We start from the raw sequence: 22,278 nt of genomic DNA on the forward strand, positions 1-22,278 counted from the left end.
CCGGCGGTCGCCGGTGGCGGCGGCCGCCGCGGTGAGCACCTCGAACCATCGGGGCCGCCACTGGGGCCGCACGGCGCGCAGGTCCGCACCCTGCCCGGCGGTGAGCATGAGCTCCAGGCAGCCCTCCGGGTCGCCGGCGGCGTAGCGGACCCAGCCGAGCATCCCGTCGGCGGAGGCGGACTGCCAGTCGCGGTCGCCGCCGGCCAGGGTCTCCGCCTCCGTGCCGGCGGCCATCGCCTCCGCCAGGTCGCCGGTCCACACCAGGGCCCAGGACCGGTATCCCTGCACCCGTGCCCGCCCGTCCCGGCCGCCGGTGAGCGTCTCGGACTCCAGCGCGTCGTCGAGCAGGGGCACGGCCTCGCGCAGGTCGCCGGTGCAGCAGTACACGACGCCCTCGAGGGTCTGCAACGCGCCGATCAGGTGGCTCTGGCCGGTGGCCCGGGCGACCCGCAGCGCCCGGCGCAGGTGCCGCCGGGCCGCGGCGTAGCGCTCCAGGTAGAGCTCGCCCCAGCCGAGGAAGAGCGCGGCGTCGAGGCGCTCGGCCAGCTCGTGGTCGGGCATGGCGTCGACCATGGCGGTCGCCTCGTCCAGCCGCTCGCCGCTGTCCCGGCCGCCGCCGGACGCCTGGCTGACCGCCACACCGACCCCGAGCGCGGCGGCGAGCAGCGGCCGGCTGCCGGTGTGCCGGGCGGTCTCGATGGCCTCCGCGACCGCGGTGTCCCCGGCCGAGCCGGTCATCAGGGTGGTCAGGGCCAGCGCGACCCGCAGCGTGCCGGCGGCCATGCCGCGGGGCTCCGGCAGGCTGTCCAGCTCGCGCAGGACGAGGGCGTGCGCCTCCTCGTGCTCGCCGAGCAGGTGCAGCAGCGCGCACAGGAAGCCGACCACCCGGGCCCGCGGCTCGCTGCCGGGCCCGAGCATGCCGAGGAGCTCGTGGAGCAGCGCCCGGCCCTCGGCGAGGCGGCCGGTGATGCCGAGGGCCTCGGCGCGCAGGTGCAGGAGCTCGATGCGGGTGGCGACGGTGTCGTCCTGCCGGGGGAGCAGGGACAGCGCCGCCTGCAGCCAGTGGGCGGCGGCCGCCGGGGTGACCCGCAGCGCCTGGGCCGCGGCCACCCGCAGCAGCCGCACCGCATCCAGGTCGCCGACGGCGGCCGACGCGTGCACGTGCACCGCCTGGTCGGCGACGGGTGCCCCGCGACGGCGCAGTTCCGCCGCGGCGCGCGCGTGCGCCGCGACCCGCCAGCCCGGGCCGGCGTGGTGGTAGGCGGCGCTGCGCAGCAACGGATGCCGGAAGCGCACGGCACCGCCGAAGCCGGCCGGGCGCACCAGGTCCCGGGCGGTGAGCTCGTCCAGGGCGGCGAGGACGGCGTCCAGGGGCAGCCGCGCCACGATGGCCAGCAGGCCGGGGTCGGCGTCGTCGCCGGTCACGGCGGCCGCGTGCAGCACCTCCCGGCGTACGGTGTCGAGCGCCGCGAACTCCCCGGCCAGGGCGGACGCGACGTCGGGCGGTGGGGCGCCCTCGTCCACGGCGGCGCCCCGGGCCAGCAGTTCCAGGTGGAACGGGTTGCCGGCGCTGGCGTCGTACAGCCGCCGGCGCCGGCGCGGGCCCGCCCCGGGCGGCAGCAACGGCCCGGCCTCGGCGAACGACAGCGGCCCGACGGTGACCACGGTGGCCAGCCCGCGGTGCACCGCCGCCGCCATCGCGGAGGCGAGCCGGGCCGGCGCCTGCCGCGGCCGGTACGCCAGCGCGAGCAGCACGCCGCCGCGCGGCGGATGGCGCAGCAGGTGGTCGAGCAGCTCCACCGAGCCCGCGTCGCTCCAGTGCAGATCGTCCAGGACGAGCACCAGCCCGCGGTCGGCGGCGAGGCCCTCGAGCAGGGCCCGCACCGCCCGGTGGATCCGGTACCGCTCCGTGGCCAGCAGCGCGGGCTCGCCCGCCTCCGGCTCGGCGCTCAGGGCGGGGAAGACCGAGCGCAGCAGCCGCAGGTCGGCGGCGCCGGGTACGGCCGACCGGTCGACGTGGTCGGCCAGCGCGTTCCTGATCGTGCCGAAGGGCACCTCGCGCTCGAACTCGGCGGCCCGCCCGGCCAGGACCGGGCAGCCGCGGCGGCGCGCCTCGGCGGCGAGCTCGCCGAGCAGCCGGGTCTTGCCGATGCCCGGGTCGCCGCAGATGCCGACCACCACCGCCCCGCTCGCCCGCCGGTCCAGCGCGTCGCGCAGCACCGCCAGCTCCGGGGCCCGCCCGGCCAACGAGTCCCGCACCCGTCCTCCCCCGCCGGACCGACCGCCGGCCTCCGCGCGCCGCGATCATATCCATCGACGGATGACGGTACGTGTGGACGGTGGGCGCCCCGGGCGCCGGGGACGGGTGCGGCGGTCAGGGGCCCGCCGCACCCGCCGTCAGGGCTGCCGGACGATGCTCTGCCCGGCGTCGACGACCACGGTCGCGACGATCGTGCCGTCGCGGCGGAACGTGACCGTCCGGCGCGTGGCCGTCGGGTTGGCCGCCAGCAGGCGCGGCTGGCTGGTGGTGCCGAAGGCCAGCCCGTACGGGCCGTCGGCGACCACCGCGGGCTGCGGGGGACCGTACGCCGCGAGCATCTCCACCCAGTACCGGACCATGGCGCGGCTCGTACTCTCCTCGCGCGGCAGCTTCGCCGTGAGCCGGCGCCGGGCCGCCGCCGGATCCGCCACCGCGAGGTCGGCCGCGAACAGGTCGCCCCACACCCGGGGATCGCCGCGCACGTCGCGGGTGAGCTCCCGCTGCCGGGCCGCGGCCGCGCCCGCGTCGCCGCGGTACAGCGACCCGAAGGTGAGCGGCAGCAGCTGGATGCCCAGCACGGACTCCGGCCGGGGATCGAACCAGGTGGCGTAGTCGATCTTGGCGTCCCAGACGATCCCGGCGACCGTGTGCGCATAGCCGGCCGGGCGTTCCGCGCCCTCGCCGAGCCAGTAGCGGCGGGCGGTCGCGGCCTCGAGCGCGTAGTGCGTGACGCCGTACGTGGTGAGCTGCTCGTCGCCGGACACGATGCCCCAGCGGGTGACCGCCTCCCAGGCGGCGACCGCCTCGCTGGACGACTCCTGGTTGTTGCCGTCGGCGAAGGGCGCGAACCCGGACGCCGCGGAGTGGCCGAGGTAGGCGTTGAACGCGCGGAACGCCGGGAAGCCGTTGGCGCCCGTGCCGGACAGGGTGCCGCTGTAGTCGCGGGCGACCAGCGCGACGGCGCCGCCGTAGTCCCGCAGGAACGCCGGATCGGCCTCGGCCAGCACCGCCGCCGCGCGCACCAGGTAGCCGTACTGGAAGTGGTGGTCGTTGTAGTCGCCGCTGCCGAACTCCGCGGGCACCGCGATGAGGCCGCCCCACACCCGGTCGTAGGCGAAGTACCGGACGTCGCCGGGGCCGCGGTAGGTGAGCCAGTCCACGAGGGCCGGCCGCAACCGGCGCAGGGCCGTCTCCTGCTCGGCCCGGGCACCGATGCCCTTGGCCACCTCCGCGACGGCGGCCAGGCGGCCCAGCTCCTTCAGCCCGAAGTAGCTGCCGCCCTTCGCGGTCGCCGGTGCGCGGGCGAGGTCGGCGGTCAGGTCGGCGAGCACGGCGGCGCGGGCCGTGCGCGTCAGCGGGACCGCGGGTGCCTCGGTGACCAGGCCCGGCATCGGCACCCGGACGCGGACGACGGTGGCCCGTGCCACCGACAGCGATCCCCGCGAGTCGGGGTAGTCGCCGGCCAGCGGCTCCAGGTCGCCGCCGGGCACCAGCGCGGCCCGGTGGTGGGGCAGCAGCGCCCACAGCCCCGGCCGGCCGGTCCGCCGTTCCGCGCGCAGCGTCTGCGTGACGGTGCCGGCGGTGGCGTCGTACGCCATGGAGGAGGTCGTCCGGATCACCGGGTCGCCGGCGGCTCCGGCCAGGGCCCGCGCCCACCGGCCGGCGTCCACCCGGTCGGGTACCCGGGCCACCGCGACGGCGGTGCGGCCGGGGCGGTCCACGGTGAGCCGGTCGCCGTCCTGGCGCCAGCCGGCGCCGTCCTCGGCCTGCACGTCCCAGCGCTGGCCGGCGACGGTGAGCTGGGCCAGCGGCCCGGAGCCGCCGACCCGGACGACCGGCCCACTCGCCGTCAGGGCGGGGGTCGCGCCCTCGAACTCCAGGTACAGCACCGGGCTGCCCTGCACCACGGTGATCTCCATGGCGCCGCCGCCGCGGAGCTGGGCCCGCAGCACGACGTGGAAGGCGCCGTACCCGGTGACCTCGACGGCGGAGATCGGGCCGCCGGCGTGCAGGGCCGGCTGGAACGGCGTCACCACCGCGTTCGCGGACGCGGCCGGGGCGGCGGAGCTGATGCCCAGCCCGGCCCCGGTGCTCCCGATCGCCAGCGGCCGGGCCCAGAGCGGCCGCTCCAGCCGGCCGGTCAACGCCGAGGTCCACCACTGGTTGGTGGGCAGAGCCTGCCCGGCCAGCGGCTGCCCGGCCCGCACCGGCGCGGTCTTCGGGGCCGCGCCGGTCGCCGCGGCGTCGGCCAGCACGGCCTTGCCACCCGGGTCCGGGCGTCCCAGCGGGGTCGTGGCGGCGCCCTCGGTGAGCGCACCGTACGCGGGCGGCGGCGGCTCCGGAACCGTCCGGTCGGCGTCGCGCGTCCAGCAGCCCGCGGTCAGCGCCATCGCCGTGGCGGTGCATGCGGCGGTCACGATCCGCCGGAGGCGGGCGCTCATCCGGCGCCGTTCACCGCGGGCGTCCGGCCGACCGCGGTGTCGGTGTCGATGCCGGCGGTGAAGCGCAGGCCCGGCACCAGCGTGCCGACCCGGTCGACGGCGTCCGTGCGCGGGACCAGCACGACGGTGAGCTGGTCGTGCGCCTCCCGCTGGTCCTCGGAGAGCGGGGCCTCGGAGAGCGGGTCGGGACCCACCCGGGCCTCGACGTGATCGACGACGGCCGGCACCGGGCGGGCCAGGCCGGGGCCGCTGATCTGCGCCGCCATGCCCAGGCGCAGCTCGCGGAGCTGCTCCACGCCGGCCCTGGCGTGGAAGCTCAGCCGGGTGTGGTCGTACAGGGTGATCACCGGCTCCCCGGCGCCCACCACGCCGCCGGCGGCGACGTCGATGTCGGACACGGTTCCGGGCGTCGGCGCCCGCAGCACCTCGACCGCCGGCCGGTCGCCCGTGGGCGGCTTGTCGGCCAGCCGCACGCGTGCGAGCTCCTGGCCGGCGGCGACCCGGGTCTGCTCGGTCACCAGGATCTCGGTCACCACGCCGGAGCCGGTGGCGCCGACCGGCAGCGCGTCCGCGGTCAGGGTGGCGTCGTCGAGGGTGACGACGGCGCCGGTGGCCAGCCGGTGGTTCGCCACGTAGGTGCCGCCGGCGGCCGCGCCGGCCACCAGCAGCGCGGTGACGACGCAGGTGCGGACGACGGGCATCCGGGACCGGGAGGTGCCGCGGGCACCGCCGTCCGGCGCCTGCGGGACGGTGCGATCGGGTCCGGCCTCGGGGGAGTCCGGGAGACGGTCGTGTTCGACCACAGTGGTCATGGCGGTGATCCCTTGAACGGTGGAACAGGTCGATGGGTGGTGGTTCAGTGGGCCGGCGCGACGGCCTTCGCCGGCACGGTCCCGGCGCCGGTGCCGGGACCGGCGGGGACGGCGTCCGGGTCGTCGGCGCCGCGTCCGGCGACCGACTCGATGACGATCCGCCCGAGGATCAGCACGATCATCGTGGCCCAGGCGACGGAGAGCCAGGTGGGCGCCGGGTCGGCCATGACGACGAGGCCGACGACGATGCCGGTGACGTTGAGGACGACCAGGGCCAGCTGCGGCATCACGACCCAGAGCGACCGGGTGCCGGCGCCGGCCTCGTTGGTGGCCTTCCAGGTGGCCCGGGTACGCCGCAGCGTCGCCCAGAACGCCCGGGCGTGCACCGGCGCGGCCCCGATGCTCGTGACGATCGCGGAGCCCTTGAAGCCGCCGGACTGCAGCCAGGTGACGACCAGGACCATCACCTGGAACGGCACGTAGTGGGCGGCCCAGGTGACCCCGTCGGCCCGGATCGGGCTCAGCGCGAACAGCAGATACAGCGCGGGCAGCAGCATGAAGGTGAGCATCGCCAGCGACAGCAGGTAGTGCGTGCCCACGAAGAGGTACTGCAACCGCTGGTCGACGGTCAGCCCGCTGCCGCGCCGCAGCAGCCCGCCGCGCAGCACGACCTCGAAGCCGCCGCAGGCCCAGCGCAGCTGCTGTTTCAGGTACGACGCCACGTCCGTCGGCGCCAGCCCCCGGGCCAGCACCTGCGGCACGTAGATGGACTTCCAGCCCCGCCGGTGCAGCTCCACCGAGGTCCAGATGTCCTCGGAGTTGCTGCCGGTGGCGATGCCGCCGATCTCGTCCAGGGCGGCGCGCCGGAACATGACGTTGGTGCCGACGCAGAACGCGGCGTTGAAGTGGTTCTTGCCCGGGCACACCAGCTCGTAGAAGATGCGCTGGGCCTCCGAGGTGCCGGTGGAGACCAGGTTCGCCTGGTTGGTGTACGACTGCGGCGACTGCACGAACGCCACGTCCGGGTCCTCGAAGTGCGGCAGGATCTGCAGCAGGAAGGCCGGATCGGGGACGTGGTCGGCGTCGAAGATCACCACGTACTCGCCGGTGGTGCGGGCGAGCGCGGCGTTGACGTTGCCGGCCTTCGCGTGCAGACCGCCGTCGCGGCGCAGATATCCGACCCCCTCCTCGGCGCAGATGTCGCGCAGGACGTCGCTGTCCCCGTCGTCGAGCACCCACGTCGCGTGCGGGAGCGTCATGTCGCGGGCGGCGCGCAGGGTCGTGCGGACCAGCTCGGGCGCCTCCCCGTACGCGGTGATGAAGACGTCGATGGCGGGCACCTCGGCGCCGGCGCGCAGCCGGTTGCGGCGCACGGTGACGCCGGCGGGCTCGTCGCGGTTGTCGTGGGCCAGGATGGTCCACCACGTGCCGATGGCGTGCACGGCCGTCAGGCCCTCGGCCAGCAGCATCGCGCTCCACAGCCAGACGGGCCCGCGATACTGCGGGTCCAGCAGGAAGGTCTGGTAGAAGAGGGTCGCGAGCAGCGCCCCGAGGATGGCGACCCGGGTGGACCGCTGCAGCGGCCGCCAGGCTTGCCTGGCGGCGCGCGATTGCGGTTCGGCGATCGGCATGGTCGCTCCCTTGCAGGGATATTCGACAGTTTGTTTCGCTGTCATAAAGAATGGCGATCACGGGCGTCCGTCGTCGTTGTCGGACCGCTGCCGGACCCGCGCCGGACGGCGTCGGGGTGGCACCCGAAAAACGCTAGGGGTAGACGCCAGTCATTGGCAAACGGGCAGCCCAGAATGCGGATACGGGCTTTGACCAGGTCTTGAAACGTCGCTGTATCCGCACGTAAACCGGTCGTTCATCGCATTCTTTTCCGGCTGGGACAGTGCCCCCGCAGGTCAGACGGAAGAGGCTCGGGTAACGGCGCCCCGAGCCTCGAGTGACGACCCTCACAAACGTTTTCATCGGGTCGGCGCGGCCATGTGCGCCAACTGAAATTCCGATCGCCTCACCGGCCGTCGGAGGTGTCCTCCCGATAGCGGGCGCCGCTGTCCGACTCGGCGCTCAACGGCCGGGCGCCGCCCTCCGGCGGGCCCGCGGCCGACTGAGCGCCCGCGGCCAGCTCGGGGAACTTGGCGTCGAACGCCGGGCGCTCCGAACGGATGCGCGGCATGCGGTCGAAGTTGCGCAGCGGCGGCGGGCAGGACGTCGCCCACTCCAGCGAGTTGCCCGCGCCCCACGGGTCGTCCACCGTGACGAGCTGACCGGCCTTGTACGACTTCCACACGTTGTAGAGGAACGGCAGCGTCGAGGCGCCCAGGACGAACGAGCCGATCGTGGAGACCGTGTTCAGCGCGGTGAAGCCGTCGGTGGCCTGGTAGTCGGCGTACCGGCGGGGCATGCCCTCGGCGCCCAGCCAGTGCTGCACCAGGAACGTCGTGTGGAAGCCGACGAACGTCAGCCAGAAGTGGACCTTGCCGAGGCGGTCGTCGAGCATCCGGCCGAACATCTTCGGGAACCAGAAGTAGACGCCCGAGAACACCGCGAACACGATCGTGCCGAACAGCACGTAGTGGAAGTGCGCCACCACGAAGTAGCTGTCGTGGACGTGGAAGTCGACCGGCGGCGAGGCCAGCAGCACCCCGGTGAGCCCGCCCAGCAGGAACGTGACCATGAAGCCGAGGGCGAAGAGCATCGGCGACTCGAAGCTGATCTGCCCGCGCCACATGGTGCCGATCCACACGAAGAACTTCATGCCGGTCGGCACCGCGATCAGGAAGCTCAGGAAGCTGAAGAAGGGCAGCAGCACCTGGCCCGTGGCGAACATGTGGTGCGCCCACACGCTCATCGACAGCACCGCGATCAGCAGGGTCGCGCCGACCAGGCCCTTGTAGCCGAACAGCGGCTTGCGGCTGAACACCGGTACGACCTCGGTGATGATGCCGAAGAACGGCAGCGCGATGATGTAGACCTCGGGGTGGCCGAAGAACCAGAAGAGGTGCTGCCACAGCATGGGACCGGCGGTCTCCGGTGCGAAGACCTGCGCGTCGAGGATGCGGTCCGCGGCGAGCGCGAACAGCGTCGCGGCCAGGAACGGGAAGACCATGACCACCAGGACGCTGGTGACCAGGATGTTCCAGGTCATGATCGGCATCCGGAACATGGTCATGCCCGGCGCCCGCAGCGTCAGGACCGTCGTGATCATGTTGACGGCGCCCAGGATGGTGCCCAGGCCGGACAGGGCCAGGCCGACCACCCACATGTTGCCGCCGACGCCCGGCGAGTGGGTCGAGTCGCTCAACGGGACGTAGCCCGTCCAGCCGAAGTCGGCGGCCCCGGACGGCGTGAAGAAGGCGGCCACGGCGATGATCCCGCCGAACAGGTAGAGCCAGTAGGCGAACGCGTTGAGCCGCGGGAACGCCACGTCGGGCGCGCCGATCTGGATCGGCACCACGAAGTTGGCGAAGGCGAACACGATCGGCGTCGCGAAGAACAGCAGCATGATCGTGCCGTGCATGGTGAACAGCTGGTTGTACTGCTCCGGCGAGAGCAGCTGCATCCCGGGCCGGCCCAGCTCCGCGCGCATCAGCAGGGCCATCAGGCCGCCGACCATGAAGAAGGCGAAGGACGTGACCATGTACATGATCCCGATCTGCTTCGCGTCCGTGGTCCGCAGCGTACGGGCCAGAGCGGAGCCCCGGACCGGGCGGCGCACGGGCCAGGGCTGGGCGACGAGGGGTTTCGGCTCGACCGCGGTCATGACGTCCTCCGTGGGCGACGGAAAGCTCTGCGACCGCACCTGACGCTACGCCGATGGCCCTGGGCGCGCATCAACCGTCGTCGACGTCGTGATCGCCTTGCGGCCCGGCCCGGCATCGACGGTGCTGATCACCGGCTGGTCCGGCCGGCGGAGTGCGGCGCGCGGCCGGTCGCGCGATCGGCGATGATGGTCCGCGGGGAGTGCCGGCCGGGTGGCCGGCGGATGCGGGGGGTCATGCGGCAGGCGGTGCTCGATGTCGGCTCCAACACGGTCAACCTGCTGGTGACCGACGCCGACGGCGGACTGCCGTTGCCGGCGCACAGCTGGAAGCTGCGGACCCGCCTGGCCGAGCGGCTCGCCCCGGACGGCACCGTCGCCGGCTCGGGCCGCCGCCGGCTGGTCGAGGCGGTGGCGCGGGCCGCCGAGGAGATGCGCCGGGCCCGGGTGGACTGCTTCTTCGCGTACGCGACCGCCTCGGTGCGCGACGCGCCCAACCGCGACCGCGTCCTGGACGACGTGGAGCGGTGCACCGGGATCCGGCTGGGCACGCTGACCGGGCTGGAGGAGGCGCAGCTGACCTTCCTGGCGGCACGCCGCTGGCTGGGCTGGAGCGCCGGGCCGATGCTGCTGCTCGACATCGGCGGCGGCACCCTCGAGGTCGCGTTCGGGCGCGACCGGCTGCCGGACTCCGCGCTGTCGCTGCCGCTGGGTGCCGGCCGGCTGACCCGGGAGTTCCTGCGCGACGGCGACCCGCCGTCCGCGCGGGCGGTCCACCACCTGCGCCGGCACGTCCGCGAGCAGGTGCGCGAGATCGCGGCCCGCGGCTCGTGGGAGTCGCCCCGCACGGCCGTGGCCGCCTCCAAGACCTTCCAGCAGCTGGCGCGCCTCACCGGGTCGCCGCCGCTGCGGCGGGGGCCGTTCGTCGCCCGGGAGCTGCGGCGGCAGGCGCTGCGGCCGTGGATCGACCGGCTGGCCGCGATCGCCGCCGCGGACCGGCAGCGCCTTCCCGGGGTGTCGGAGCACCGGGCCGGGCAGATCCTGGCCGGTGCCGTCGTCGGATACGAGGTGATGCGCGGGCTCGACGTCCCGGCCGTCCGCATCTGCCCCTGGGGGTTGCGCGAGGGCATCCTGCTGCGCCGCCTGGAGTCCAGCCCGCCGGAACCGGCCGGAGCGACCTGGCGGCGCTGGCCTCCGGCCCCGGCGAAGGGCGACACCGGCAACTGACCGTCATCCGACAGCACCGTCCGTGATCTGACACCACGGTCGGGGTAAGTGCCACATCCGCTGTCCGACGTCTTGATCTCCATCCGGTGCATACTGGCGGCCGGTCGTCGCGTCATCCCCGAGGATGCGGCGAAGGGGCGAAGGGGACGAATGCGGTGACTGAGTACACGACCGTGCGGCAGCGTCAGGCGCCGGGCGGTGCCGTCGCCGACCCCGATCTGCGCCGGCTGCTGGCCGGGCTGACCGCCGTACGCGACGGCGACTTCCGTACCCGGCTGCCGCAGGACGGCGACGGCCTGCTCGCGGAGATCGCCACGGTGTTCAACGGCATGGTGGACCAGTTGTCCCTGTTCACCTCGGAGGTGACCCGGGTGGCCCGCGAGGTCGGCACCGAGGGGCAGCTCGGCGGCCAGGCCGAGGTCCCGGGGGTGTCCGGCACCTGGAAGGACCTGACCGACTCCGTCAACGCCATGGCCGGCAACCTGACCGACCAGGTCCGCGACATCGCGCAGGTCGCCACCGCCGTGGCCACCGGCGACCTGTCGCAGAAGATCACCGTCGACGTGCGCGGCGAGATCCTCGAACTGAAGAACACGATCAACACGATGGTGGACCAGCTGTCGTCGTTCGCCGACGAGGTGACCCGGGTGGCCCGCGAGGTGGGCAGCGAGGGCCGCCTCGGCGGGCAGGCGCAGGTCAGCGGGGTGGCGGGCACCTGGCGCGACCTCACCGACTCGGTGAACTTCATGGCCGGCAACCTCACCAACCAGGTCCGCAACATCGCCCAGGTGACGACGGCGGTGGCGCGCGGCGACCTGTCGCAGAAGATCACCGTGGACGCCCGGGGCGAGATCCTCGAACTGAAGAGCACCATCAACACGATGGTGGACCAGCTGTCGTCGTTCGCCGACGAGGTGACCCGGGTGGCCCGCGAGGTCGGCACCGACGGGCGCCTCGGCGGGCAGGCGCAGGTCAGCGGGGTGGCGGGCACCTGGCGCGACCTCACCGACTCGGTGAACTCCATGGCCGGCAACCTGACCGGCCAGGTGCGCAGCATCGCCCAGGTCGCGACGGCGGTGGCGCGCGGCGACCTGTCGCAGAAGATCACCGTGGACGCCCGGGGCGAGATCCTCGAACTGAAGAACACGATCAACACGATGGTGGACCAGCTGTCGTCGTTCGCCGACGAGGTGACCCGGGTGGCCCGCGAGGTCGGCACCGAGGGCCAGCTCGGCGGCCAGGCCCGGGTGCCCAACGTGGCCGGCACGTGGAAGGACCTGACCGACAACGTCAACTCCATGGCCAACAACCTCACCGGGCAGGTCCGCAACATCGCCCAGGTGACCACCGCGGTCGCGCAGGGCGACCTCACCAGGAAGATCGACGTCGACGCGCGCGGCGAGATCCTCGAGCTCAAGACGACCATCAACACGATGGTCGACCAGCTCTCCAGCTTCGCCGCCGAGGTCACCCGGGTGGCCCGCGAGGTGGGCAGCGAGGGCCGCCTCGGCGGCCAGGCCGAGGTCGAGGGCGTCTCGGGTACGTGGAAGCGGCTGACCGAGAACGTCAACGAGCTGGCCGGCAACCTCACCCGCCAGGTCCGCGCCATCGCCGAGGTGACCAGCGCCGTGGCCACCGGCGACCTGACCCGCTCGATCACCGTGGACGCCTCCGGCGAGGTGGCCGAGCTCAAGGACAACATCAACTTCATGGTGCAGTCGCTGCGCGAGACCACCCGGGCCAACCAGGAGCAGGACTGGCTCAAGACCAACCTGGCCCGGATCTCCAGCCTGATGCAGGGCCACCGCGACCTCGAGGTCGTGGCCACGCTGGTGATGAACGAGCTGGCCCCGCTGGTCAACGCGCAGCTCGGCACGTTCCTGCTGGTGGACGAGAGCACCGGCGGCACCGAGCTGCGGGTGATCGGCAGCTACGGGCACCAGGGCACGGGACGGCGCTTCGCGCTCGGCGAGTCGCTCGTCGGGCAGGCCGCGGTCGCCAAGCGGCCCATCGTCGTCAACGACGTGCCGGCCGGCTACTTCACGGTCTCGTCCAGCCTGGGTTCCGCCGTACCGCTGCAGCTGGTGGTGCTGCCCATCGTCGTCGAGGACCAGGTGCTCGGCGTGATCGAGCTGGCCTCCATGGCCGCCTTCACCGACGTGCACCGCGACTTCCTGGACCAGCTCATGGAGGCCATCGGCGTCAACGTCAACACGATCGTCGCGAACGCGCGGACCGACGTGCTGCTCACCGAGTCCCAGCGGCTCGCCGCCGAGCTGCGGGCGCGCTCGGAGGAGTTGCAGGCCCGCTCGGAGGAGCTGCAGCGCTCCAACGCCGAGCTGGAGGACAAGGCGACGCTGCTGGCCCGGCAGAACCACGACATCGAGACCAAGAACTCCGAGATCGAGCAGGCCCGCCAGGAGCTCGAGGCCCGGGCACAGCAGCTCGCCCTGGCCTCGAAGTACAAGTCGGAGTTCCTGGCGAACATGAGCCACGAGCTGCGGACGCCGCTCAACTCCCTGCTGATCCTGGCCCAGCTGCTGGCCCAGAACCCGACCCGCAACCTCACCGCCAAGCAGGTCGAGTACGCCGGCGTCATCCACTCCGCCGGCACCGACCTGCTGCAGCTCATCAACGACATCCTCGACCTGTCCAAGGTGGAGGCCGGCAAGATGGACATCACCCCGGAGGCGTTCAACCTGCAGGTCCTGGTGGACTACGTGGAGGCGACGTTCCGCCCGCTGACCACCGCCCGCGGTCTCGCCTTCGAGGTCTCCACCGGCGACGACGTGCCCACCGGCCTGTTCACCGACGAGCAGCGGCTGCGCCAGATCCTGCGCAACCTGCTGTCCAACGCGGTGAAGTTCACCGAGGAGGGCAGCGTCCGGCTGCGTATCGACCTGGCCCGGCCGGAGGAGATGTCGCCGCAGCTCGCCGCGTACGGCTCGGTGCTCGCGTTCCGGGTCGTCGACACCGGTATCGGCATCGCCGAGCAGCAGCTCAGCGCCATCTTCGACGCGTTCCAGCAGGCCGACGGCACGACCAGCCGGCGCTACGGGGGCACCGGCCTCGGCCTGTCGATCAGCCGGGAGATCGCCCATCTGCTCGGCGGCGAGATCAGCGCCCACAGCGTCCTGGGCCAGGGCAGCACCTTCACGCTCTACCTCCCGGCGACCCACGTGGGCGCCGTGCCGTCCGTACCGGACGACGAGACGCCGGCGGCCGACCTCCTCGCCCGGCCGCGCCCGCAGACCGGCGAGCGCAGCCGCCGGCTGCTGGTCGTGGAGAGCCACGCGAACGGGCTGCTGACCCTGCTGGCCGAGGGCGCGGCGGCCGCCGTGGCGCGCACCCACGGCCCGGTCCAGGTGTGCACCGCGGTGGACCCGGAGACCGCGATCGCCGACCTGCGGTCGGACGCCTGCCACGCCGTGGTGCTCGACCTTGCCATGCCGGCCGACACCGGCTCCGCGTTCCTGCGGGCCCTGCACGAGGACCCCGCCCTGCGGCACGTCCCGGTGCTGGCGTACCAGGGGCACCGCCTGACCTCCGGCCAGGAGACGCTGTTGCAGGCGCTGTCCCACACCCGGCCGCTGGAGCTGCTGCCCAGCCTGGACGAGCTGCGCGAGCGGATCACCCTGCACCTGTCGGTCGACGTCGCCGGGCCCATCATCGCCCGGCCGGAGGCGGAGCCCGAGGCCGTCGCCGCCGAGGAGGTCCCCGCCAAGCTGGACGGCCGCAAGGTGCTGGTGGTCGACGACGACGCCCGCAACGTCTTCGCCCTCACCAACATCCTCGAGCTGCACGGCATGGAGGTCCTCTACGCGGAGAACGGCCGCAAGTGCCTCGAGATCCTCGCCCAGCAGAAGGACGTCGACCTCATCCTGATGGACGTCATGATGCCGGAGATGGACGGGTACGCCGCGACCGCCGCGATCCGGGCCATGCCCGAGTACGCCGACCTGCCCATCATCGCGGTGACCGCCAAGGCCATGCAGGGCGACCGGGAGAAGAGCCTCAGCTCCGGGGCCAGCGACTACGTGACCAAGCCGGTCGACGCCGAGGACCTGCTCGCCTGCATCGACCGGTGGCTGGCCCCCGACCCGCAGTGACCGGCCCGGCGCGGGTCATCCCTGGTCGGAGGAGTGCCCGGGGAACAGGTGGGCCGACGGGTCGATGACCACCGCGGCGTTGTTGACCGCGGTGGCCGCCTCGCCGAAGCCGACGGCGATCAGCCGTACCTTGCCCGGGTAGTCGCTGATGTCCCCGGCGGCGAAGACCCGCGGCAGGTTGGTCGCCATGGTGGAGTCGACCACGACGTGCCGGTGGTCGAGCCGCAGCCCCCAGTCGGCGAGGGCGCCGAGGTCGGCGGTGAAGCCGAGCGCCGCGACCACGGTGTCCGCCGGCAGTGACCGTGTCTCGCCGCCCGCCACCACCTGCACGCCGGTCACCCGGCCGTCGCCGAGGATGTGCCGCACCTCGGCGTTGACGATGATCTCGGTGCCCTGCGCGCGGACCTGCGCCACGCTGCCGGCGTGCGCCCGGAAGCGGTCGCGCCGGTGTACCAGCGTCACGGACCGGGCGATCGGGTGCAGGGCGGCCGCCCAGTCGAACGCCGAGTCCCCGCCGCCGACGATGACCACGTCGTGGCCGGCGAGCTCGGCGAGGCGGGGGACGAAGTAGCGCACCCCGTCGCCGGTGAAGTCCTGCGCCGCCGGCAGCGGGCGGGGGGAGAAGCTGCCCATGCCGGCGGTGAGCAGCAGCGCGCCGCATCCCAGCCGCTCGCCGTCGGAGAGGCTGACGACCGGCCGCCCGTCCTCGTACGCCAGTCCGAGAGCGCGCACGCCGAGGCGGTATTCCGGATCGAACGGGGCGGCCTGGGCGACCAGGCCGGCCACCAGGTCCCGGCCGCGGATGGCGGGGAAGCCGGCGACATCGAAGATCAGTTTTTCCGGATAGAGGGCGGACACCTGCCCTCCCGCCTCCGGCAGGGCGTCGACGAGCGTCACCGAGAGACCGCGGAAGCCCGCATAGTACGCCCCGAACAACCCGGTGGGGCCGGCACCGACGATGGCCACGTCCACCCGCTGCATGCCCCGACCGTACGGCCGCGGCGCCGGGCGGGAAAGGCCCCGGGGGGACACCCCTCACACTCAGCCGCATTATGGGTACGCCGAAGGGAGAAGTGTGCGAAAGCGACTTCTCGACATGTCCGTGGGCGCCCGCCTGGGCGGCGCCTTTCTCCTGGTGTGCGCCCTGCTCGTCGCGGTGGCCGGTGCCGGTGCCTGGGGTGCCCACCGCCAGCGCCAGCTCCAGAAGGACCTGACCCGGCTGCGCGGCCTGGCCGAGCAGGTCCACGAGCTGCGGTACTTCAACGCCGACATCAGCGGATGGCAGGGGTACGTCTACTCCGAGGCGCTGGTCAACGGCGGCGCCCAGGCGGTCGAGCCGGACGCCTACAACCGCGCCGGCCTGCTGGAGTCCAAGACCGCCGTCTACGACCTGCTGCCCAAGGTCGACCGGGACTACATGACCGACGCCGAACGGGCCGAGTTCGACCGGCAGCGGGGCCTGTGGGACGAGTACTTCAAGTACGACGACGAGATGGTCGGGCTCATCGCCCAGGACACCCCGGAGTCGATGAAGGCCGCGTACGACGTCCTCAACGAGCCGCTCGACACGGCGTGGAGCCAGCTCGACGACTCGACCGGCAAGCTGATCGACTCGGTCGCCGAGCGGGTCAAGGTGCTGACCGCCGAGGTGGACCGGATCGGCCGCCTGGTGATCATGACGGTGATCATCGCCGGCGCGCTGGCCGTGGGCCTGGCGCTGCTGCTCAGCCGCCTGGTGACCCGCTCGGTGGTCCGGCCGCTGCGGCGCAGCATCCGCGTCCTGGGCAAGGTCGGCGCGGGTGACCTGACGGTCACCACCGGGCTCACCAGCCGGGACGAGACCGGCCAGCTCGGGCAGGCGGTGGACGCCATGATCGCCGACCTGCGCGGCACCGTGCGCACGCTCGCCGAGAACGCGGTCACCATGGCCGAGGCGTCGGAGCAGCTCTCCGCGACCAGCGCCCGGCTCGCCACCGGCGCGGCGTCCACGGCCGCGGAGGCCGCCCGGGCCTCCGGCGCGGTGGAGCAGGTGTCCAGCCACGTCGAGGGTGTGGCCGGCGGTGCGGTGGAGATGGACGCGGCGATCGCCGAGATCGCCCGCAGCGCGTCGGCCGCCGCCGAGTTCGGGGTCGAGGCGGTCAAGGCGGTGGAGGCGAGCTCGGCCACCGTCGCCGAGCTCGGGGTCTCCTCCGCCGAGATCGGCGACGTGGTGAAGGTGATCACCGCGATCGCCGAGCAGACCAACCTGCTCGCGCTCAACGCCACCATCGAGGCGGCCCGGGCGGGCGAGCTCGGCAAGGGCTTCGCGGTCGTGGCCGGCGAGGTCAAGGACCTGGCCCAGGAGACGGCCCGCGCGACCCAGGACATCATCGCCCGCGTGCAGGCCATCCAGGGTACGAGCGGGGCGGCGGTCCAGGCGATCAGCCGGATCCGCGAGGTGGTGACCGAGATCGACACGTACCAGCAGACGATCTCGGCGGCGGTGGAGGAGCAGAGCGCCACCAGCCGTGAGATGAGCCGCGGCGTCACCGAGACGGTCAACGGCGCCACCGAGATCGCGGCGGCGGTCCGCGGCGTGGCGGAGGCCGCGCAGACCACGGACGCCGGCGTCGACCAGGCCCGGGCCGCCGCGGCCGAGCTGGCCGCCATGTCCGGCGGGCTGCGCGACCTGGTGGGGCGGTTCCGGTACTGACGCTTGACCTATCCATGAAGCTCGATTAAACCGTGGTGTGACGGTCAGCCGAGCCATGGAGGACGAAGTGGTCCAGGAAAGTCCGCGTCGCAGTGTTTCGCTGGGCCGAGTGCTCGCGACGGTGGTCGTACTCGGCTCCGGCCTGGCCGGAGCGGCGCCCGCCGCCGCGGCACCGGCCGCCGGGGGCGGGGTGTCCGGCGCGGCACCGGCCGCCGGGGGTGGCGTGTCCGGCGCGGTGCCGGCCACCGCCGGCGGTGGATCCGGTGTCGCGCGGGTCGGGTCCGGGAGTGCGGACCCGACGGAGCCCACCGACGGGCCCTGTGCGTACACGCCGACGCCGGACGAGCCGGCGGCCCGGCCGGTCCCGTTGCCGCCCGATCCCCGGCGCACGCCGAGCCGCGGCACGGTCGAGGTGCTGCTGCGGACCAACCTGGGCCCGATCCCGCTGCTGCTCGACCGCGCCGAGGCGCCGTGCACGGTGCAGAGCTTCCTGCACCTGGTCCGGCACCGGTTCTACCACCACACCATCTGTCACCGGCTGACCGCGTACCCGACGCTCAAGGTGCTGCAGTGCGGCGACCCCAGCGCGACGGGCTCGGGCGGCCCCGGCTACCGCTACCGGGACGAGCTGCCGACCGGCCTGCCGCCCGCACCGACCGATCCGACCGGCGAGCGCCGCGTCTACGCCCGCGGTGTCCTGGCCATGGCCAACGCCGGCCCGGACACCAACGGCAGCCAGTTCTTCCTGGTGTACGCGGACTCCGCCCTGCGGCCGAACTACTCGATCTTCGGCACGGTGGAGCAGGCCGGCCTGGAGACGCTCGACCGGGTGGCGGCCGGGGGAGTGGCCCCCACGCCGGAGGACCCCGCGCCGGTGGACGGCGCCCCGGCCCTGACCACGACGATCAAGGCGGCCCACATCCGCCGCTGACCACGCCACAGGGTCCTCCGCGGGTGCCGCGGAGGACCCTTTTCGTCGTGTGAGCTCCCTGCATCCTGCATCGTTGGCCCCCACGGAGATCAATGCCACCTCGCGGCGGGAATTGTCGATTTCGCAGGCGCCGCGACCACAGGGCTGAACAATCGTTCATGGTTTAACAGCTTCTTCTCCACTTGGTCCGAGCTTGCTTGCACCGGGTGCAGCAATCGCCCCGTAACGTCATTTCCGTTGCCCGGGGGAAACCCTCCCGCGGTGCATTCATCGCGCTGCGGGCGAACCCCGTGGCCATTTTCGGAGGATGTCGAGAAATGCGAAGCGCCGTTCTGGCCGCGACCGTCGCCGCCGTGCTCGCACCCAGCGCCGCCCAGGCCGCGCCGCCGTGCGAGACCACCACGCTCCTGGGCACGTACGCGTTCGGTCGTGCCGAGGTCATCGCCGCCGGCGGGCTGGCGGCGGGAGTGTGGCACGACACGCGGGTCCGCTCCGGCTTCGCCGGCGACGATCTGAACGTCACCTTCGTCGCGCGGACCGAGCGCTATCCGAGCGAGATGCAGGTGTACACCGCCATCTACACCGAGGTCGCCGAACCATTGTCCGAGTGCCAGCAGGTGGGGGCCGACGGGGTGGCCCGCCGGGTGTGGATGTCCTTCCGCTGCCGCACCGGTGTGGCGCCCAACTACACGCTTCTCGTGCGCTGACCTTTCCGGTTCCGGACCATTTCCAGGAGTGAACGATGACGACTGTCGCCATTCGCGCTCTCGCTGTCTGCCTGACCGCGGGAATCGCCTGCGCCGCGGGCGCGTCGCCCGCGGTGGCCGCCGGTGATCCGGGCGCGGCCGCCGGTGGCACGGCCGCGGCGGCCGATCGCACGGCCGTGGCCGCCGAGGGCACGGAGTTCGAGCTGAGCGCCGGGCGGGTCACCGCGACCGGCATCTACGACCTCGCGATGAGCATCCCCGAGCGGCCGGTGCCGCCCGTGGTGGTCAGCGGCACGCTCGCGAACTACGGCCGCACCGGATGCGGCGTGGTGCAGCTCGCCGCCAACGGGCCCGCCGACGAGATCGTCTGGCCCACGCTCGCCTACGTGTGCGGCCCGGGACGAACCGCCTTCCAGGCCCGGTCGGCCTACCTGTTCGGCGGGGCGAAGCCGCCGCTGCGACTCTGCGTCGGCCCGACCCTGGCCCACGCCGAGAGCGGCCGCCACTGCGACGTCTACACGCCGCCGCCCGACCTCTGACCTTGCTGGGGGACAGCCCGGTTCCCGCCACCGTTCCCGGTGGTGGGAACCGGGTTTTTGCCGAGCGGCTCGCGTCCGTACCGCTCGGCGAAGTGGGCGTTTTCACCCTTCTGTGTCTTTCCTCACGCTTAGGGTGGACGGATGGCGACGGTACTGGTTGCTGAGGACGACCAGGATCATCAGCGGCTGATCGCCGGGGTGATCCGCCGGCTGGGCCACAACGTCACCGTCGCCGACGACGGCCGGGCCGCGCTGGTGGCGGCCGCGCACCGGCGTCCCGACCTGGTGGTCGCGGACGTGGACATGCCCGAGATGGACGGCCTGCAGCTGTGCCGGGCGTTGCGCGGGGACCCGGTCTTCGCGGACGTGCCGGTCGTCCTGGTCACGGCCCTGCCGGCGTACGACGACCGCCGGCTGCACGACAGCGGGGCGACGGCGGTGGTCCACAAGCCCTTCACGCTGCAGGAGCTGTCGGCCGCGCTGGCCGGCCACCTGATCGCCCCGGCCGCGCCCGGCGACGCCCCGCCACCGCTGTTGCAGGAACCGGCGATGGACTCGGCATTCGTGGAGGCGTTGCTGCAGAGCGCCGACACCGGGCTGGCGGCCTGCGACAGCTCGGGCCGGATGGTCATGATGAACTCCGTCGTCCGCGGCTTCTTCGGCGAGGACAGCGCCGGCATTCCGCTGGAGCGCTGGACGGAGCACTTCTCCCTGCGCCACCACGACGGTTCCCCGCTGGGCCCGGACGATCTGCCGATGCGGCGGGCGCTGGCCGGCGAGGTGGTCGAGCACGCCGGCCTGCTGGCGAACGACCGCCGGGGCCGGCCCCGCTGGCTGACCATCAACGCGCGGCCGGTGCGCGACGCCGGCGGCGCGGTGATCGGTGCGGTCGCCGCGGTCCACGACTTCACCGTGGAGTACAAGTCCCGCCTCTACCAGATGTGCACGACGGAGGTGCTCAAGGCCCTCGCCGAGAGCAAGAGCGCCGCGGAGGCCCACCAGGAGGTCGTGCGTACGGTCGGCGGCACGCTGGGCTGGCGCTACGTCCGGCTCTGGCTGGTCGACCCGGTGACCGGGCGGCTGCGCATCGAGGCCACGTACACCGGAGCGGGCGAGCGGCCGCTGCCCGCACCCGCCAGCATCGCGCGCGGCCAGGGCCTGGCCGGGTTGTGCTGGCAGCGCGGCGAGCTGGTGTGGGTGCCCGACATCCACGCCGAGGGGGCGCCGATCCTGCCGGAGGTCGCCGAGGGGGCCCGGTTCCGGGCCGCCGGGGCCGTGCCGGTCCGCAGCGGCGGGCACGTCACCGGGGTCCTCACGTTCTTCTCCTACGATCCCCAGGAGCCGGAACCCGCCCTGGCCCTGCTGCTGACGGGCATCGCCGGCAGCGTCGGCGCGCACCTGCAGCAGCACCGGGCGGACGATCTCGAGCATCACCTCGCCGCGGCCACGGACGAGTACATCGCGCTGGTCGGCCACGAGTTGCGGACGCCGCTGACGTCCATCGGGGCCTACATCGAGATGCTCGCCGCGGCGCCGGAGCTCGAGCCGGACCTGCGCGCCCTGGCCGAGGTCGTCGACCGCAACAGCCGCCGGCTGCGGGAGCTCGTCGACCAGCTGCTGGATCTGGCCGCCCTCGACGGCGGTCACCTCACCCTGCTGAGCGGCCGGGTGGACCTGACCGAGCTGGTCGGCGCCGCCGTCGCCGCGGCGCGCGGGCCGGCCGCCGAGCGGCGGATCACCATCGACACCAACCTGGCGCCCGAGGTGACCGTCACCGGGGACGTGGGCCGGCTGCGCCAGGTCGTCGACAACCTGCTCGACAACGCCGTCAAGTTCAGCCACGACGACTCCGTCGTCACCGTGCAGCTCGCCGGGGACGACGAGGCCGTCGTGTTGCGGATCACCGACAGGGGCATCGGCCTGCGCGGCGAGGACCGCCCGGCGGTGTTCCGCCGGCTCTACCGCGGCGACAACGTCCGGCACAGCGGCATCCCGGGCAACGGGCTCGGCCTGGCCCTGTGCCGGGCCGTGGTCGAACACCACCAGGGCACGATCACCCTCAGCCGCGAGCACCCGAGCGGCACGGCGGTCACCGTGCGGCTCCCGCGCACCCCCGGCTGAGCCGCACCCGCCGCACCGGCGGCCCACCGCAGCGCCGGGGCCGGGCGCCGGCGGACCCCGGCGCCCGGCCGGAGACCGGGTCAGCGGCCGCCCGGCCCCGGTCAGGGGCTGCCCGGCCCGGGTCAGCGGCCGCCGGGACCGTGTCCGCCGCCGAAGGCGCCCGGGCCGCCCGGGCCGCCCCGGCCGCCGCCCTGGGGCAGGACGCCGCTCTCGGCGGCCTCGAGGATGGCGGCGGCCTGGTCGGCGGTGAGCTTGCCCTCGGCGACCGCGGCGTCGAGCCGGGTCTTGAGCTCGGCCGTACGGTCCGCCTTCGCCTCCGCCTGCCGGGCGGCCTGCACCTTCTCCAGCGCGGCGGCGACCTTGGCCTTGTCGACGCCCAGCTCGGTGGCGAGCGCGGCGGCGAACTCGTCCTGCCGCTGCGCCCGCTCGGCCTCCCGGTCGCCGGCCGCCGTCGACGCCGACGGGGAGGCCGACGGGCCGGTCTCCGCCAGCGCCGGCCCAGCGAGGACGAGGCCCAGAACGCCGGCGGTACCGGCCACGGCCACGCCGGCCGCGACGGACGTCAGTTTGGTGGATCGCTTCACGTGTACCTCCGAGTGGCAGTGGGTCGTCACCTACCGTGAGCGGCGGACCTGTCAGGAACCTGTGCCGACCCGATGGAGGAGCTGGCAAC

At 73.6% G+C, this 22,278-nt stretch carries 14 protein-coding genes; 7 read left to right on the plus strand and 7 right to left on the minus strand.

The window, feature by feature from the left end:
- The 5 genes from IEY99_RS24620 to ctaD all read right to left on the minus strand — a co-directional run.
- The coding region (locus tag IEY99_RS24620) for an ATP-binding protein (RefSeq protein ID WP_189206426.1) at positions 1 to 2,259 on the minus strand (2,259 nt) is incomplete at its 3' end.
- 138 nt (positions 2,260 to 2,397) lie between these two features.
- Positions 2,398 to 4,701, minus strand: coding sequence for a glycosyl hydrolase (locus IEY99_RS24625; RefSeq protein ID WP_189206427.1), 2,304 nt, complete (start codon positions 4,699 to 4,701; stop codon positions 2,398 to 2,400).
- Positions 4,698 to 5,513 carry an HlyD family efflux transporter periplasmic adaptor subunit gene (locus IEY99_RS24630; protein ID WP_189206428.1) on the minus strand — a complete coding sequence of 272 codons (816 nt, stop codon included), beginning with the start codon at positions 5,511 to 5,513 and terminating at the stop codon, positions 4,698 to 4,700. The genes IEY99_RS24625 and IEY99_RS24630 overlap by 4 nt, the downstream gene beginning before the upstream one ends.
- Positions 5,514 to 5,557: 44 nt before the next feature.
- The gene (locus IEY99_RS24635; RefSeq protein WP_229799208.1) at positions 5,558 to 7,144 is read right to left on the minus strand and encodes a glycosyltransferase family 2 protein; all 1,587 of its coding nucleotides are present in this window, start codon (positions 7,142 to 7,144) and stop codon (positions 5,558 to 5,560) included.
- A 386-nt stretch (positions 7,145 to 7,530) separates the two neighbouring features.
- Positions 7,531 to 9,282 carry an aa3-type cytochrome oxidase subunit I gene (gene ctaD / locus IEY99_RS24640; RefSeq protein WP_189206429.1) on the minus strand — a complete coding sequence of 584 codons (1,752 nt, stop codon included), beginning with the start codon at positions 9,280 to 9,282 and terminating at the stop codon, positions 7,531 to 7,533.
- 234 nt (positions 9,283 to 9,516) lie between these two features.
- On the opposite strand from ctaD, the gene IEY99_RS24645 reads away from it, so the two are divergent.
- Both IEY99_RS24645 and IEY99_RS24650 read left to right on the plus strand, forming a co-directional pair.
- Positions 9,517 to 10,506, plus strand: a complete 990-nt coding sequence (locus tag IEY99_RS24645; RefSeq protein WP_189206545.1) for a Ppx/GppA family phosphatase — start codon at positions 9,517 to 9,519, stop codon at positions 10,504 to 10,506.
- A gap of 155 nt (positions 10,507 to 10,661) precedes the next feature.
- Positions 10,662 to 14,615, plus strand: a complete 3,954-nt coding sequence (locus IEY99_RS24650) for a HAMP domain-containing protein (RefSeq protein WP_229799209.1) — start codon at positions 10,662 to 10,664, stop codon at positions 14,613 to 14,615.
- A gap of 15 nt (positions 14,616 to 14,630) precedes the next feature.
- Here the strand turns inward: IEY99_RS24650 and IEY99_RS24655 are convergent, their stop codons facing one another.
- Positions 14,631 to 15,596: an NAD(P)/FAD-dependent oxidoreductase gene (locus tag IEY99_RS24655; protein WP_189206430.1), complete on the minus strand. Its 966-nt coding sequence runs from the start codon at positions 15,594 to 15,596 to the stop codon at positions 14,631 to 14,633.
- 94 nt (positions 15,597 to 15,690) lie between these two features.
- Between IEY99_RS24655 and IEY99_RS24660 the strand changes: the two genes are divergently transcribed.
- The 5 genes from IEY99_RS24660 to IEY99_RS24680 all read left to right on the plus strand — a co-directional run bounded on the left by IEY99_RS24660 (position 15,691) and on the right by IEY99_RS24680 (position 21,605).
- Entirely contained in the window at positions 15,691 to 17,307 is a 1,617-nt protein-coding gene (locus tag IEY99_RS24660; protein WP_189206431.1) for a methyl-accepting chemotaxis protein, read from the plus strand.
- Between the two features lie 109 nt (positions 17,308 to 17,416).
- On the plus strand, positions 17,417 to 18,238 hold the full coding sequence (locus IEY99_RS24665) for a peptidylprolyl isomerase (protein ID WP_373293430.1): 822 nt from the start codon (positions 17,417 to 17,419) through the stop codon (positions 18,236 to 18,238).
- Between the two features lie 317 nt (positions 18,239 to 18,555).
- A complete protein-coding gene (locus IEY99_RS24670) occupies positions 18,556 to 18,945 on the plus strand; it encodes a hypothetical protein (protein WP_189206432.1) in 390 nt (129 codons plus the stop codon).
- Positions 18,946 to 18,980: 35 nt separating this feature from the next.
- Entirely contained in the window at positions 18,981 to 19,484 is a 504-nt protein-coding gene (locus IEY99_RS24675) for a hypothetical protein (RefSeq protein ID WP_189206433.1), read from the plus strand.
- 141 nt (positions 19,485 to 19,625) lie between these two features.
- Complete coding sequence (locus tag IEY99_RS24680) at positions 19,626 to 21,605, plus strand: ATP-binding protein (protein WP_189206434.1); 1,980 nt, start codon at positions 19,626 to 19,628, stop codon at positions 21,603 to 21,605.
- A 122-nt stretch (positions 21,606 to 21,727) separates the two neighbouring features.
- On the opposite strand, the gene IEY99_RS24685 is transcribed toward IEY99_RS24680, so the two are convergent.
- The gene (locus IEY99_RS24685) at positions 21,728 to 22,189 is read right to left on the minus strand and encodes a hypothetical protein (protein WP_189206435.1); all 462 of its coding nucleotides are present in this window, start codon (positions 22,187 to 22,189) and stop codon (positions 21,728 to 21,730) included.
- Positions 22,190 to 22,278 lie beyond the last annotated feature (89 nt).

Origin of the sequence: Couchioplanes azureus, from assembly GCF_014648355.1 — a bacterium.
Classification (GTDB): Bacteria; Actinomycetota; Actinomycetes; order Mycobacteriales; family Micromonosporaceae; genus Actinoplanes; species Actinoplanes azureus.

Excerpts from the sequence above, each read along its gene's own strand:
- IEY99_RS24670 (WP_189206432.1), top strand. The coding sequence starts at position 18,556 with ATGCGAAGCGCCGTTCTGGCCGCGACCGTCGCCGCCGTGCTCGCACCC.
- ctaD (WP_189206429.1), bottom strand. The coding sequence starts at position 9,282 with ATGACCGCGGTCGAGCCGAAACCCCTCGTCGCCCAGCCCTGGCCCGTG.
- IEY99_RS24675 (WP_189206433.1), top strand. The coding sequence starts at position 18,981 with ATGACGACTGTCGCCATTCGCGCTCTCGCTGTCTGCCTGACCGCGGGA.
- IEY99_RS24625 (WP_189206427.1), bottom strand. The coding sequence starts at position 4,701 with ATGAGCGCCCGCCTCCGGCGGATCGTGACCGCCGCATGCACCGCCACG.
- IEY99_RS24635 (WP_229799208.1), bottom strand. The coding sequence starts at position 7,144 with ATGCCGATCGCCGAACCGCAATCGCGCGCCGCCAGGCAAGCCTGGCGG.
- IEY99_RS24645 (WP_189206545.1), top strand. The coding sequence starts at position 9,517 with ATGCGGCAGGCGGTGCTCGATGTCGGCTCCAACACGGTCAACCTGCTG.
- IEY99_RS24680 (WP_189206434.1), top strand. The coding sequence starts at position 19,626 with ATGGCGACGGTACTGGTTGCTGAGGACGACCAGGATCATCAGCGGCTG.
- IEY99_RS24655 (WP_189206430.1), bottom strand. The coding sequence starts at position 15,596 with ATGCAGCGGGTGGACGTGGCCATCGTCGGTGCCGGCCCCACCGGGTTG.
- IEY99_RS24630 (WP_189206428.1), bottom strand. The coding sequence starts at position 5,513 with ATGACCACTGTGGTCGAACACGACCGTCTCCCGGACTCCCCCGAGGCC.